The sequence below is a fragment of the Actinacidiphila sp. bgisy144 genome, assembly GCF_057708105.1.
This window is the reverse complement of sequence record NZ_JBYIRM010000006.1, coordinates 81,761-96,536: the sequence shown is the minus strand read 5'-3', so window position 1 is coordinate 96,536 and position 14,776 is coordinate 81,761. Positions and strand designations below refer to the sequence as shown.

At 73.0% G+C, this 14,776-nt stretch carries 8 protein-coding genes; all 8 read right to left on the bottom strand.

The genetic code is table 11. From position 1 onward, the window contains the following. Nucleotides 1–3: 3 nt before the first annotated feature. Nucleotides 4–3,873, bottom strand: coding sequence for a DEAD/DEAH box helicase (locus tag AC3EVP_RS09195; protein WP_435127981.1), 3,870 nt, complete (start codon nucleotides 3,871–3,873; stop codon nucleotides 4–6). Nucleotides 3,874–4,000: 127 nt separating this feature from the next. Beyond that, a complete protein-coding gene (locus AC3EVP_RS09190; RefSeq protein WP_435127979.1) occupies nucleotides 4,001–6,202 on the bottom strand; it encodes a discoidin domain-containing protein in 2,202 nt (733 codons plus the stop codon). Nucleotides 6,203–6,611: 409 nt separating this feature from the next. Beyond that, nucleotides 6,612–8,543, bottom strand: a complete 1,932-nt coding sequence (locus AC3EVP_RS09185; protein ID WP_435127977.1) for an alkaline phosphatase family protein — start codon at nucleotides 8,541–8,543, stop codon at nucleotides 6,612–6,614. Between the two features lie 176 nt (nucleotides 8,544–8,719). Further along, a complete protein-coding gene (efeB, locus tag AC3EVP_RS09180) occupies nucleotides 8,720–9,982 on the bottom strand; it encodes an iron uptake transporter deferrochelatase/peroxidase subunit (RefSeq protein ID WP_435127975.1) in 1,263 nt (420 codons plus the stop codon). Then, nucleotides 9,979–11,487, bottom strand: a complete 1,509-nt coding sequence (locus tag AC3EVP_RS09175; protein WP_435127973.1) for an EfeM/EfeO family lipoprotein — start codon at nucleotides 11,485–11,487, stop codon at nucleotides 9,979–9,981. The genes efeB and AC3EVP_RS09175 overlap by 4 nt, the downstream gene beginning before the upstream one ends. 252 nt (nucleotides 11,488–11,739) lie before the next feature. Continuing rightward, nucleotides 11,740–12,174 (bottom strand): SH3 domain-containing protein, encoded by a 435-nt coding sequence (locus tag AC3EVP_RS09170; RefSeq protein ID WP_435127971.1) that lies wholly within the window; start codon nucleotides 12,172–12,174, stop codon nucleotides 11,740–11,742. A gap of 178 nt (nucleotides 12,175–12,352) precedes the next feature. Continuing rightward, entirely contained in the window at nucleotides 12,353–13,672 is a 1,320-nt protein-coding gene (locus AC3EVP_RS09165) for a glycoside hydrolase family 3 N-terminal domain-containing protein (protein WP_335980914.1), read from the bottom strand. A gap of 239 nt (nucleotides 13,673–13,911) precedes the next feature. Continuing rightward, nucleotides 13,912–14,652: a DUF1275 family protein gene (locus AC3EVP_RS09160; RefSeq protein ID WP_435127969.1), complete on the bottom strand. Its 741-nt coding sequence runs from the start codon at nucleotides 14,650–14,652 to the stop codon at nucleotides 13,912–13,914. Nucleotides 14,653–14,776 lie beyond the last annotated feature (124 nt).

Genomic DNA, 14,776 nt, shown 5'->3' with positions numbered 1-14,776 from the left:
TGCTCAGCGCTCGGGCGTCCACCGGTGGAGCCCGGCGTGGCCTGCGAGGTCGCCGAAGTAGCGGTGCCGCGACCAGACGGCGTGGTCCCCGATCACGACGAGCCGGCGGCGGGCGCGGGTGACGGCGACGTTCAGCAGGTTGGGGTTTTTGGCGGCCCAGTCGCGGGAACCGACCTGGCCGGTCCCGGTGCCGAGCACCAGGACCACGATGTCCGCCTCCTTGCCCTGCGTGGTGTGCACCGTCCCGTACCGCTTGCGGGACAGGCGGCCGTCCGCCACCCGGTCGATGCCGGCCACCACGTCGCGGAAGGGGCTGATGACGAAGAGCGACTCGTCGAACCGCCGCCGCAGTTCCCCCGCCGGATCGCCGTCCGCGGGCGCTGCGCCCACCGTGTCCGCCATGCGGTCCCCGACGAGGCCGAGGAACCACTCCAGCACGCTGCCCTCCTCGGGGTTCCACTTCTCCTCGCCCGGCAGGGAGGGCACGTCCAGCCAGATGCTGCGCTGCACCAGGGGGAAGTCGTCCTGGTCGCGGGAGACGCCGTAGACCATCATCCCGTCGTACGCGATCGCGTTGCTGACCTCGAACATCAGCCGGTCGCAGCGGCGGTGCACGCGCAGCGGGGAGCCGAGCCAGACCTGCTCGCCGTCCCGGTCGGCCAGCCAGGTGCCGTACGGGTTGAGCCGGTCGGCGAGGGTCTGGACCGAGGCCGCGGACGGGGCCCACCGGCGGTCCACCGAGAAGCGGGACGCGAGCCGCCGCTGCCCGGTCCACGGCAGGGTGACGACCGGTTCGAGCTGCATCGGGTCGCCGACGACCACCGCGCGGCGCGAGCGCCACAGGGCGCCGACCACCTCCTGCGGCGCGGCCTGGCCCGCCTCGTCGACCAGCAGCCAGCCCAGCGCCTCGCCACCCAGCCGGTCGAACATCCGCCCCATCGACGCGAAGGTCGTCGAGATCACCGGCACCACCAGGAAGAGCATCTGCCACGCGGCGAGCACCACCTTCGCCGGCAGCTCCGACGGCGCCTGGCCGCCCACCACGTCCATGGCCGCCTGGAGGTTCTTGCGCAGGCGGTCGGGGGCGTTGGCCAGCAGCGCCCGGTGCAGATCCAGGGCCGCGAGGAAGAGCGCGGAGCGCGCGGCGGCGAACTCCGGGTCCATCCACGGCGCGGACAGCTCCCGCGCCTCCATCGCCTCCCGGTCGCCGGGGTCGGCCCGCCACTCCGCACCCGGAACGGCGGCGCCCCAGCGCCGGCGCGCGTCGGCCAGCCGCCGCTCCTCGTCCTCCCGTGCGCGCCGCCTGCGCTCCGCCTGGTCCCCGGCCTCGGCGAGCGCCGCGGTCTGCCGCTCGCGGGCCTGGTCGCAGACGGCGAGCCGCGACTCCGCCCGCCGGACGGCGGCCACCGCCTCGTCCAACCTGCCCCGCGCGGCCCGCACTTCGACCTGCCTGGTCTCCCTGGCCGACTCCAGCGCGGTGAACCGGGCGTCGGCGGCGGCCAGCTGCGCCTCGAGCAGGGTGCGCTCGGCCCGCCAGCGCCGCAGGGTCTCCGGCGAGAAGAACCGCCGGACGACGCCGGGCTTGCGCGCGTCATGGCGGTGCAGCAGCGCCTCCGCGGCACTGACCTGCTGCTCACCGGAGGCCGCGGCGGCATCGGCTTCGTCGAGGAGGAGCCGTGCGGCCGACAGCGCCTCCTGGCGCCCGGCGTACTCAGTACGGCGCTCGTCGAGCGCGGACTCGCCGCGACGCCGCTCCTGCTGGAGGAGGGACAGCGCGTCCTGGGCGTCGGACTCCCGCGTCAGGAGGGCGGCCAGGAGCGCGTCCGGCCCCGCCAGCCGGGCGGCGAGGTCGGCGATCTCCTGCCGCCGCGCGGCCAGTTCGTGTACCTTCCGCCGGGCCGCGGTGAAGCGCCGTACGGCATCGCTCCACGTCTCCCGCCCCAGCGGCCGGTGCTCGCCGTCGGCGGTGACCGCGGCGGCCGTCCTCCCGGGAGTGCCGCGATCACCCCTCTGCATCTGCATCTGCAACATCTTCTGGAGCCCGAGGGGCCCGAGGGGGCCGGGAGCAGCGGGAGCCGGGGAAGCGGGGGAAGCCGGTGAAGTCGGGGAAGCCGCCGTGCCCGCCGGTTCGCGCCGCCGGCCGGGGACCTGCGGCGGGTTCCCCCACCAGAACCGCTGCACGAAGTCGGAGCGGTTGCTGCGCCGGCCCAGCCGGGCGGCGATCGCGCCCCAGGCCGGCTCGCCGAGCGCGATACCGGCCGGGCCCGAGAGGTAGTCCGCGTCGGCCGCCCACTGCGCACCGATCGCCCGCGCGCCGGGGACCTCCAACGTGACGTTCTCCACCGCCCCGTTGTTGGACGAGGCGATCACCATCTCGAAACCGGTGAGCGCGGGCACCAGCGGATGGATGCCGCGCGGGTGGATCTTGCCCGCGTTGTCCTCGCTGCGCCAGGTGAACGGCTGGCGGGAGAAGGCGAGTTCGGGACTGCTCAGCTCCGCCAGCCGCTCGGCGCGCCGGACCACGACCGCGGCGATCAGGTCGCGCAGCATGGTGGTCTTGCCGGTGCCCGGCGGGCCGTTCACCGCGTAGACCCCGGTGCCGCCGTCGGCTCCGAGCGTCTCCATGACGCGGTTGACCGCGAACTGCTGGCTCAGAACGAGGGGCTTGTCGCCGTCGGCCGGCCATCGTCCCAGCGGCATGCGCGAGGGGCGGACCTGGTCCAGTACGGTCTCCGGCGCGCGGCGCACGTCGTGGCGGTCCGCCGCGTCCAGGTCCGCGTCGGCGCTGAGGTAGGACAGCAGCGCGTCGCCGGCCCGCCCCTCCTCGACGGCCTCGGCGACCCGTTGCAGGTCGTCGGCGTAGAAGCTGTTGAGGAGGGTGTCGCCCCCCGTCTCGCCGGCCTGCCGCGCCGGGATCGCGCGGCTCCTGATCCGGATCGCGTCGGGCCGCAGCGCCGCGCCCACGCCCAGCTGATCCACCACCCAGCGGGTGACGGCCACCAGGTCGTGCACGTCGAGTACCTTCGTGCCCAGCTCGACCGGCGGTTCCTGCTGCCGCGTGCCGTCCCGCCCGCCCGCTGCCCCGGCACCGCGGGGCCGCCGCGTGCCGGCGGGACCGCCGTCGCCCGCCTCCAGGCCGCCGAGGCTGCGGGCCGCCGCGTCGATCAGCTCGCCGCCGGCCTGCTCGATCAGCTCGGTCGCGAGTCCCCCCACCGGTCCGAGGTGCGCGCCGGCTGCCGCTGCCGCGACGCCCAGCCCGTTCCGCGCCGCGGTGACCGCGAGCCGGGAGAAGAGGCCCGCGACCGGTCCGAGCCCTGAGGGCGGCCCGTCGGGGTCGGCCGACGTCCGCCGCTCGACGGCCACCTTCCCGTCGCCGAGATCCAGCAGACGCTGGAGCAACCCCTTGCCGTACTCGTCGAACCCCGCCAGCCAGGCGTCGTCGTGCGGGCCCGGGTCCAGGGTCCGGCCCACGGCCCAGGCACAGGCGGACAGGGTGGCGCTGTCCTTGACCAGCAGGCCGTCCTGGTTGACGGTGAAGCACAGCACGGCGCTGTCACCGCTGATCCGGCCGTCGAGGTCCAGCTCGGCGTCCGGCGCCCGGAACGCCTCCAGCAGGACGTCGCGCACCTTCTCCACCGCGAACGTCCCGGCGTACACGGTGTGCTGCCACACGAAGTTGTCGCGGACCGGGGCAGGGCCGGTCCGGGAACCGGGCTCCCAGGGGAGCGGCCGGTCCGGGCGCACGGGGAAGACGTTGTTGCGCGGGTCCACCCGGTCGACCGTCGGCGGGCTGAAGTACTCCACCGCCCGCCAGTAGCGGAGGATCTGCGCCTGCCGCCGCCGTTCCGCCCTCGATCGCCTGACGGTTCCCACCAGCCCCCCCTGACCGTAGATGTCCGGGCACGTTAGCAGAGCGTGGCGGGGGCGGGAGCGGGGAGTGATCGGGGAGTGAGAGGGCCGCCGCCCCGGGTGGGGGCGGCGGCCGGGGGGTGGTGCGGCCTTACGGGTAGCTGGTGACGGTGGAGGGGACGGTGGAGGTGCCGGAGGTGGGGGAGCCGGTGTCGTTGATGACGTGGGCGTACTGGCCCATGCCGCCGAGGGAGATCACCAGCAGGTCGTGGAACTTCACGCCGGGGGTGTTCGGCGCCTCGAAGCCGTGGTCCTGCACGATCGTCGGGTCCGCGGTGAAGTTGCAGTAGCTGCCCAGCCCCCAGCCCTCGTGGCTGGTGACGTTGTTGTCGACCTTGTAGGCGGCGTAGCCGCGGGTGCTGCCGTTCTGGATGGCGGCCTGGTTCGGCGGGTCGTAGGCGATCTCGTTCTGGAAGAAGATCGTCCGGCCGTTCTGGCCGGCCCACTCGACGTCGTACTTCTCGAAGTGCTCCACGAACAGGCCGGTCGCCAGCACGTTGTTGCCGTTGACCTTCAGGCCCTCGTCCGCGGGGTTGGTGGTCCACCCCACGCCCGCGCCGTGGTCGGCGCGCCACAGCCAGGTGTGGTCGATCACCACGTCGTTGCTGTTGATCTCGAAGGCGGTGGTCGCCTGGCCCGGGCCGGCGCCGCCGATCCGCGCGAAGACGTCCTGGATGGTGGTCGGGTTGCCCGCGTGGCTCGCCGAGGAGCCGGGCGCGCCGACCTGGAGCAGCTGCGGCGACTTGCCGGTGCCCGCGTCGATCAGGAAGCCGGCCAGCTTCACACCGTCCACGTCGGCGACCTTCATCGCGTCCACCCCGTTGTCCGGGATGAGCGTGGCGTAACCCAGGCCGAGCACCACGGTGTTGGCGCGGTTCACGCTGATCGGCTCGTCGAGGTGGTAGATGCCCGGGGTGAGCACCAGGTTCAGGCCCTGCGCGAGCGCGGCGTTGATGGTCTCCGCGGACACGCCGGGCTTCGCGACGTAGAACTGGGTCAGCGGGATCGAGGTGCCCGGCGTGTTCGGCCAGTCCACGCCGCTGGCGTTGGTGCGCAGGTTCGGCACGAACACCTGGTAGTTGCCGCTGCCGTCGAGGTACATGTACGGCTTGTCACGGGACTCGGGGGTGGTGCTCAGCGTGGTGTAGACCGGGTTCGGGAAGCCCTGGGCGGGCGCTCCCTGGACCCCGGAGAAGACCATGTTCCACACGCCGTTGGTCCAGCCGCCGATCGAGCTGTCCCGGGTGTACCACTGCTGCTGCGAGTACGGCCCGACCGTGCCGTCGATCTTGCTGTCGGCGATGTAGCCGCCGCTGGCCCAACCGTAGCCGTTCGGCGCGAGGTTGAGGCCGCCCTCGACGTGGATGCGGCGGAAGGGCGCGGCCTGCGCGACGGCCCACCGGTCGGTGCCGCTGACCGGCTTGATCGCCATGTTCTCCACGCTGCGCCAGAAGTTCTGCGTCGCGTTGCCGTTGAACCAGCCGGCGTCCACGGTCATGTCGCCGTTGATCTGGACGTCGTCCGGGTTCTTGCCCAGGCCGGAGACGGAGGTGTAGAAGCCGATCTGGTCGTTGATGTTGTTGTAGGTGCCGGGCTTGAAGAACACCTGGTAGCGGGCGTCGCCGAACTGGTTGCTCTCCTGCTGGGCGAAGATCGCGTCCAACTGGCTCTGGATGTCGGGCGTCGAGGGGTCGAAGACCTTCACGTTCGGCCCGAGGTCGCCGCCGCCCTGGATCGGGCCGGTGCCGCCGGTGGAGCCGCCCGAGGTGCCGTAGACCTGGAACTCCCAGAGCGAGTAGCCGTACTGGGTGGCCCGCGCGGTCCCGTACATCCGGACATAGCGCCCGGAACCGTTTACGGAGACCGTCTGCGTGCCGCCGGTGCCGCTCGTGGTGGAGTACGCGTCGGTCCAGGTGGTGCCGTCCGACGACAGCTGGATCTTGAAGCCGGTCGCGTATGCGGTCTCCCAGTTGAGAGTGACCGAGCTGACCGTCGCGGTGGCGCCGAGGTCCACCTCCAGCCACTGCGGGTCGGAGAAGGCGCTGGACCAGCGGGTGGCGGTGCTGCCGTCGACCGCCGCGGAGGCGGGGGTGCCGCCGTTCTCGGTGGACGAGGCGGTCGCCGTCTTGCCCTGCGAGAGCAGGGTGTCGGCCGCGTGGGCGGCCCGGGCCGGCACGAACAGCAGCAGGGAGGCGAACAGCGCGGTGATCACCGCGGCCACGACGGTACGCCGGCTGTGCCGGTCCGTGGCGGCCGCGGGTCTGAGCGCGGCGGTGGTGGGGGGTGGAAGCATGGCGGCTCTCCTGGTTCCAGGGGTGGGGGCGCAAGTCCGGACTGCTGTGCCGGACTTGAGGTGCCGAACTGCGGTGCCGAGCTGAAGGTGCTGGGCCAAAGGTGCCGAACTACGGGCGAGCGCCCCCGGTTGACCGGTGAGAGCGCTCTCCCAACGCACACCGGAATGTTTCTCCCTGTGTTTCACCCATGTCAAGAGTTGTGCGCGCAGCCGCTGCCGGATCGTGCCCGGCGGCCGGTTGGCGGGCGCCGACCCGCCGCCGGGCACGCCGCGCGTTCGCCTCGTGAAGGCAACGCGGCCGACCGGTCCGGCAGTTGCTTCAAGGCCCGACAGGCGGGCGGACACGGCGAAGGGCCGCCCCGGCGACCGGGACGGCCCTTCGTGTGACGCGGTGCCGCGCGGTGGCCCGTCAGGCCGCCGTGCGGGAGGAGGCGCGGTGCCGGCGGGCGTAGTACAGCGCGCCGCCGCCGACCACCAGGACGCCCGCGGTGATGCCGAGCGGCAGCGCCGGGGAGGAGCCGCCGGTCTCGGCGAGCTGCGCCGTCGGGGCGTTGCCGCCGGAGCTCGACGAGCCGCCCGCGCTGCCGGACTTGCCACCGTTGCCGGACGTGCCGGACTTACCGGGGGCGGTGGGCTTGGTGGCGCTGATCGGCTTGACCGACTTCACCGAGCCGTTGGTGTTCAGCAGCACCTGCTTGTCGTTCGGGTGCTTGAAGTCGAACGCGTTGGTCAGGGTGTTCGCGCGCGCGTCGAAGGACCCGTCACCGACCCGGCCGGTCTTCCAGTTGTCCTCGATGAACTTCGTGATCGAGGCCTGCTCGGTCTGGGTGTGGTCGACCGAGTTCACCTTGCTGTAGGGCGAGATGACCAGCAGCGGCTGCCGGGTGCCCGGGCCGCAGCGGTCCGCGTAGCCCTTCGCGGCGGCCGGGGCGGCCTGGCAGGCGGGGCTGTCGGCGGCCTTGCCGTTCGAGCCGACCGTGGTGTCCTTGGAGCCGTTGCTCGGCGCGACGTACGCGTGGTCGTACCAGCCGTCGGAGTCGTCGTAGGCGACCACGATCGCGGTGTCCTTCCAGTCCGCGGAGGACTGGATCGCGTTGATCTCCTTGATCAGGAAGTTCTGCTCGTCGGTCGGGTCCGAGTAGGCCGCGTGGCCGTCCTGGTACTCGGCCGCCTTGAGGAAGCTGACGGCGGGCAGGTTGCCGGCCTTCAGCGCCGAGTCGAAGTCGGTCAGGTCGTAGTTGTGGTTCGCCTGGCCGTTGTGGCCGATCTCGGCGGTGTTCTTCGGCGCCAGGTGGTGCGGGTTCGACGTCGACTTGTAGTACTGGAACGGCGAGTGGTGCGCGCTGTAGTCGACGGAGGAGGCGCCGGCCACGTTGGTGTGGGTGTCGCCCAGGCAGCTGGCGTAGTCGCCCTGCTTGCCGTCCCACGCGGTGGACGGGCGGAACCCGCCCTGGAACCAGCCCCACGTGACGTTCTTGGCGTTGAGCAGGTCACCGACGTTCTTGCCGGTCATCGAGGCGAGCGCGTTGGTGCTGGTGTGGCTGTTGTCCGAGCAGTCGTCGTAGGCCGGGTCGGGGTCGTTGGCGACCGTGCCGACACCCTTGGCGTTCGGGGAGACCACGGTGTACGAGTCGGGCGTGGCGGTCTGCTTCGGGTTCTCGGTGCCGGAGGCCGGGTCGACCGAGACCACGCCGTGCGTCTGGCCCGAGACCAGGTTGAGCGCGCCGGGCGTGGACGGGCCGTAGTTGGAGCTGTAGGAGTTGTCGCCGAGCGAGTAGTGCTGGGCGTAGTTCCACAGGCCGGTGACGGTGTTGCCGTCGTAGTAGTCCATCACCAGGCCGGGCTGGTAGTACAGGCCGCCCGAGCACTTGCCGCTGTCGGTGTTCTGGACGTACTGGTCGGCCTTGCCGCCGTTCGCGGCGTACTGCTCCGGGCCGTAGCTGTGGTTCTGGTCGCAGGTGACGGCCTCGTCCGGGCTGAGCCGCTGCGGGGTGTACTGGTTCGGGTTCGACTTCACCAGGCCGGCGTGCGCGGCGGTGTCGATGTTCTTCGGCGTGTTCTTCGCCGCGGTGAACGTGGTGCCGTCGGTGTTCGCGGCCTTCGGGTAGGTCGCGAAGTAGTGGTCGAACGACACGTTCTCGTCGAAGAGCACCACCAGGTGCTTGATCGGAGTGGTGGTGCTGGTGCTGCCCTTGCCGCCGCCGTGGTTCGCGTTGTCGGCGTAGGCGGGCGCGGTGCCCCCCAGCAGTACGAGCGCCGCCGCCCCGGCGAACGCCCCCCAGCGCGCGGTGCGCCGCCGGGAACCCCCTCTTGACCTGCTCGTACCGCCTGTGGTGCTCATGCTGTGTCAGCCTCCGCTGTGTGGTGCTCGACGCGTGCCGGTTGTCGGTTCGCGCGCGGTGTCGAACGCGATCGTCGGGGTGAGCCGCGACATGACAACGGCCCGGTGGTGGCCCCCGGGTGAACAGAAGGGGGCGGTTCGGTGTGGGTGGCCTGGGTGGGAACTGTGTGCGCAGGTCAGGCGAACAGGGCGCGGCCGAGCCAGTCGCTGCGGTCCTTGACACCGGGCAGGGCGAAGAAGTAACCGCCGCCGAACGGGGTGATGTAGTCCACCAGCGGCTCGCCGGCCAGCCGCTTCTGCACGGTGGCGAACTGCCGCTCCAGGTCCTGCTGGTAGCAGACGAAGACCAGCCCCATGTCGAGGTTGCCGTCGCTGTCCATGCCCCGGTCGTAGTTGTAGCCGCGGCGCAGCAGGCGGGAGTCGTCGGTCTTCGCGGTGCGCGGGTTGGCCACCCGTATGTGGCTGTCCAGCGGGATCACGTCGCCCATCGGGTCCAGCGCGTAGTTCGGCGTGTCGGACTCGGCGTTCCCGTCCAGTGGCGCGCCGGTGTCGCGGGCCCGGCCGAACATCCGCTCCTGCTCGGTGATCGAGACCCGGTCCCAGAACTCGACGAGCATCCGGATCAGCCGCACCACCTGGTACGAGCCGCCGGTGGTCCACGCGGGCTCGCCGTTGCCGCCGGTCCACAGCAGCTTCTTCGCCACCGCCGGGTCGCTGATGTCCGGGTTGGCGGTGCCGTCCTTGAAGCCGAGGTGGTTGCGCGGGGTGCCGCTGGGCCGGGGCGGGCTGGTGAAGCCGTCCATCCGCCAGCGCACCTGCATGCCGCCGCGGGTGTGCCGGGCGATGTCGCGCAGCGCGTGCAGCACCGTGTCCTGGTGCGGCGCGCTGAGCTGGAGGCTCAGGTCGCCGTGGCACCAGTCCGGCTGGAGGTCGTCGTCCTCGAACGCGGGCATCTCGGTCAGCCGCAGCGGCTTGCGGTCCGCCAGCCCGAACCGGCCGTCGAAGAGCGACGCGCCGACCCCGGTGGTGACCCTCAGCCCGTCGCCGGGCACCCGCGGGCCCAGCGTCCCGCTGTCCGACGGCGAGTCGGTGATGCCCAGCGCCGCCGGGGTGCCCCCGCCGGTCAGGAACCGGGCCCGCTCGGTGACGGTGTGCAGCAGCTCCACCAGTTCCCGCCGGTCGGCCGCGGTGACGTCGAACGACAGGAACACGCTGGCCGGCTGGACGTCCTGGGTGATGCCCGCCTGGTGCGCGCCGTGGAACGGCGCCGCCTGCTCGGCGCTCGCCGACGGCGTCGCCGCCGCCGCGCTCGACCCGGTCAGCACGGCGGCGCCGCCCGCGACCGCGCCGACCGCCCCGACGCCGACCGCCGCGCCGCGCAGGAAACCGCGCCGGCGCAGTTCGCCGCCGCCGGCCGGGCAGCCCGTGTCGGTCGTCATACCGTCCTCCGTACGTCGAAGATCGCCGCCACCGGGGCGAGTTGTTCCAGCAGGTCGCCGAAGTCGGCGTTCACCTGCTCGCGCTGGGCGCGGGTGAGCTCGGCCAGCGGGGTCCAGTTCCCGCCGTGCTCAAGGGACTTCAGGTAGTTCTGGGCGCGGTCCAGCGACGCGTCGAGCTGCTTCAGGCCGGTGTCGCGGGCGGCCAGCAGCGGGCGGAGCTTCGCCAGGATCGCCCGGGTGCCGTCGATGTTCGCCGACGCGGTGGCCAGGTTGGTGCCGCTGCCGTAGTCGGTGCGGGCGGTCAGTTCGAACTGCTCGGCGTTCTCGATGATCTCGTGCGCGCGCAGCCCCATGTTCGCCGGGTCCATCTGCTGCGTGCTCCACTGCGCCTTCAGCGCCCGTACCGCCTTGTCCAGCGTGTCCGCCTGGCCGCGCAGGGACTTCGCGGACGCACCGTGCCACAGGCCGTACTCGATCCGGTGGAAACCGGTGAAGTCCGGGTCGGCGGACGGGTCCTGGCCGATCGGCGCGGTGCCGTTGATGACGCCGTCGGCGTCGCCGAACGTGTCGTACGCGGCGCCCATCCGCTCGTACACCAGGTGGCCGGTGAGCCAGTCGCGGCGGGCCGCGGCCAAATCGCCGCGGTCGATGTCGGACTTCAGCACCCCGGTGTCGGTGGCGAGTTCGGCCATCCGCGCCTTGATCCACTTCTGGTAGGCCAGGGTCGGCGGGATCAGGTCGTGCACGGTGACCGGCAGCGAGGACGGCCCCTGCGGGACGGTGCCGGGGACGGTCACGGTGGGGCCGGTGACCGCGTCGGTGTCCTCCTGCTGGCACTCGAAGGCGTACCGGCCGCTGCCGAGGTCCACGACCATCGAGCGGGTCGCGCCCGGAGCCAGCCCCTCGATCTCCGCGAACAGCTTCCCGGTCTTGGGGTCCTTGAGGTAGACCTCGATGGCGCTGCCCGCGGTGTTGTGCAGGTCGAACGCCTGGGTGCCGGCGTGCGGCTGCTGCGCGGCGCCCCAGCCCCTGCCGCAGGTGCTCGGCGACACCTCGACGGCGGTGTGCTCCAGGCCGTCGGCGGAGGCGGCGGCCTTGGTGCCGGCGGTGCGGTGGCCGCCGCCGGTGGCCAGCACCCCGGCGGTGACCGCGGCGGCGACGGCGACGGCGGTGGCCGCCACGGTCCAGCCGCGCGCGCGGCGCCTGCGGGGCGCGCCGGGGGCGCCGGCGGTGGCGGCGGCGGTGGCGGGGGAGGGGGCCGCGGAGGCCGTGAGGTCGGTGTCCGCGCCGGTGTCCGTGTCGGCGGTGCCGGTCGTGCCGGTCGTGTCGGCCGTGGCGGCGGTGGCGTCGGCCGGGGCCGGCTTCCCGTCGGGGGCGGCCGGTTCGTCGCCGGGTGTCCGCTCCACCTCGGCCGCTTCCTCGGCGGGCGGCACTACGCCGTCGGGCGGCGCGGCGGTCTTCTCGCCGGCCGCCGGTGCGGGTTCGGGCGCGGGTTCGGCGGGCACACCGGACCTCCGGGAATCGGTGCAGCAGGATGTGACGCCGACATGCTAAACACGCGGCAGCACGCCCTCCCACCTGCACAAAGGCCAGGAACCCACAATTCGCCCGCAGTTCACCCGCGCGTCATGCTTAGGGTGCCCTCACCAAACTTTGCGGCGGCGGTGCCGGCGCTGGTGCCGGCGCTCGTGCCATGGCTCGTGCCGGACCTCGCGCCGGTCCGCCGCCACTCGGCCCGGGGTGGGCCGGTGGTGGTGTCACTTGCAGTACGGCACCGCGGACAGGTTCTGCACGTAGCGCGCGGCCACGTAGCCGGGGCGGCCGTTGCCGAGCAGGTACCAGAGCTTGTTGCCGTCGACGTTCTGGCCCACGACCTTGCAGTGCAGCCAGATCACGGTGCCGGGCTGGAGGGTGCCCAGCGAGCGGGAGTTCGACGTGGCCTTCTCGCGGATCGTCAGGGGCAGGCGCGACACGACCCGGCCCTGCGGCTCGGCGGTGGTCTGCGTCTGCTGCCCGGCCGACGCCGGAGCGGCGGCGCTCGCGGCGCTCGTGGCGCCGGCGGCGCTGTCCGCGGGTACGGCGGGCCGGGGCGCCGCGGCGTACGCGGACGGCGCGGCGAGCAGGCCGGAACCGGCGATCAGCAGACCGGCGATGCCGGTCGTGACGCGGTGCCGGGCATGCGCTGAGTACATTGCGGCCTTCTTTCTCACAGTGCGGCGTTCCCTTGTGCTCGTCCTTGATCGCATGCCGGAGCGCCGAACCGGTCCAGGGAAACGGGTGGACCACCCGGATGGACCGCAGAAGGCCCCGGTCGGCGGACACCGGGGCCCTGCTGGTGCTGCTGCGGTCGTGGTAGGAGATTCCCGCCGGTCAGCCGCAGGTCAGTACGCCCGCGTTCTGCTTGGCGGTGAGCACCCGGCGCACGCTGGCCGCCACGTCGGAGCGGAAGGCGGAGTTCGACGACATCCGGCTGAGCACCGCCGACGTCATCGGGGAGATGTCGCTGGTCCGCACGGTGAGGACGATGTCGCCGCCGGCCGTGATGAAGTCCACCGCGCGCTGGGCCGGGGTGCGGTTGGCGACCGCGGCGGCGTTGCCGAGGTCGTCGGAGATGACCGCGCCCTTGAAGCCGAGCTTGCCGCGCAGCAGGGTGCGGATCACCGCGGAGGAGAAGGCCGCCGGGTTGTGGGAGTCGATCCGGGTGTAGATCGCCGAGGAGACCATCACGAACGGCGTGCCCGCCTGGATACCGGCCTTGAACGGCTGGAGGTAGGGGTCGGTGGCGGTGGTCACCGAGTCGGTGACGTTCGCGGTGAAGTCGGTGTTGCCGCTGGCCCGGCCCAGCCCCGGGAAGTGCTTGATGGCCGGCACCACGCCGCCCTGCTTCATGCCGCGCAGGAACGCGGTGCTGTGGGAGGCGACGGTGGAGGGGGTGGTGCCGTACTCCCGGTCGAGCTTGCCGATCGGCGCGTTCACCGTCACCTGGTTCGCCGGGACGGTGTCGGCGACCGGCGCGAGGTTCATGTCGACCCCGGCGGCGGCCAGTTGGCGCGCCCAGGTGGCGGCGCTGCTCTGGAGGGTGGAGGTGGACCAGGTGCCCTGGGTGACCGCGCTCGGGATCGTGCTGAAGCCCGAGCCGTTGAGCACCTGGACCTGGCCGCCCTCCTGGTCGGTGGAGACGAACATGCCCAGGGACACGCCCTTGACCGGGGAGGCCAGCGAGCGGACCTTGGCGGTGACCGCCTTCACCGCGGTGGTGCCCGCGGTGGTGTGGCCCTGGAGGAAGACCGAGCCGGTCTTGCCGGTGGTGATCGCCTGCATCTGGGCGGCGGTCACGCCGGTGCTGGTGACGGCGGTCATGAAGAGCTGGCCGACCCGCTGGGAGTTCGTCATCGCGTCGTACGCCCGGTCCACGCAGGAGGCCGCGGTGGCGGTGGGCTGAGCCGAGGTGCTGGGCGGCGCGCTGGTGGTCCCCGTCGGGCTCGCGGTGGTGCTGGTCGAGGTCGCGGGGGAGGCGCCGGCCCGCGAGGACGTGGCCGTGGTGCCGGTGGGCGTGGACGAGGAGGACGAGTTGCCGTTCCCGCACCCGGCGACGGCCACGAGCAGGCCGGCCGCGAGGGCGCCGTGCCGGAGCAGGCGCGCGGAGTACGACGGTCGGGCGGCGGGGGAATGCTGCGGGTGCTTGCGCACTGCGGAACCTCACCTCATGGGGGCCGGTCTGCGGAACAGGGGGACAACAGGACGGCGGACGGGGGACAGGGGGCTGTCCTGCCATGATCTCCCAGCGGCGGCACATGTTCCTCACAGGTCCCCTGGTGAGCGGCCACCCGGGTGAAACCGGCCCGCGCCCCCCGCGCCCCCGAGCCCCCTCGCCCCGCGCCCCCGCGCTGCCGGGGGCCGTACCGCAACCATCCGCCGGGCACCCGCCGTCAGCCGGCCTCCGGGGCCGCCCACGGCAGCGTCGAGTGGCGGTGCGGGACGAGCCCGGCCGCCACCACGGCCAGCAGGGCCGCCACGATCGGCAGCGGCGCGGTCGGATGGCCGTGCACGATCAGCGCCGCCCCGGCGAGCGCCCCGGCGAACATCGCCAGCGCCGACAGCAGCCGCCGCCCGGCCCTGCTGTCCCCGCCTCCGGCCAGCCGTGAGTCCGCGGCGACGCCGGTGAGCGTCATGGTCAGCACCGTGGTGGTCAGATCGGGCACCGCCAGCCGGCGGACCACCGCATTCTGCGAGCCCATCGCCAGCCCGAGCAGCACCACGAGCACCGCGCGCGAAGTGCCGTCCGCGGGCAGCGACACCGTCTCCGACAAGACCAACGACACCAGTACCAGAGCCAGTTGGGCGACGGTGGCGCCGAGCAGCAGTCGCGCGCGGTGCGCGGCGGCCAGCCCGTACAGCCGCCCGCCGGCCACCGCGCCCGCGACGAAGGCGAGCAGCGCCAGGACGGAGGCGAGCAGGGAGAAGCCCTTGGCGCCGGCCAGCGAGAAGGCGATGAAGACGACGTTTCCGGTCATGTTGGCGACGAAGACCCGGCCCAGGGCGAGGTAGCTGAAGGCGTCGACCAGGCCGGTCACCACGGTCAGGACGAGCAGCAGCGGCGGCAGCGGGCCGTGCGGGCCGGTGAGCGGAGGCGCGACGATCGACCGGACTTGGTGGAGCGTGGTGCGCACGGCGAGGTCCCTCCCGGGCGGCGGCGTTGTCCCAGCATGGTGCCCTGCCGCGCGGGTGTGCGGCGGCGTCGACCCGCCGGGGGTGGCGTGCGCGCGTGTCGGGCGGCCCGGTGTGAGACTGGCC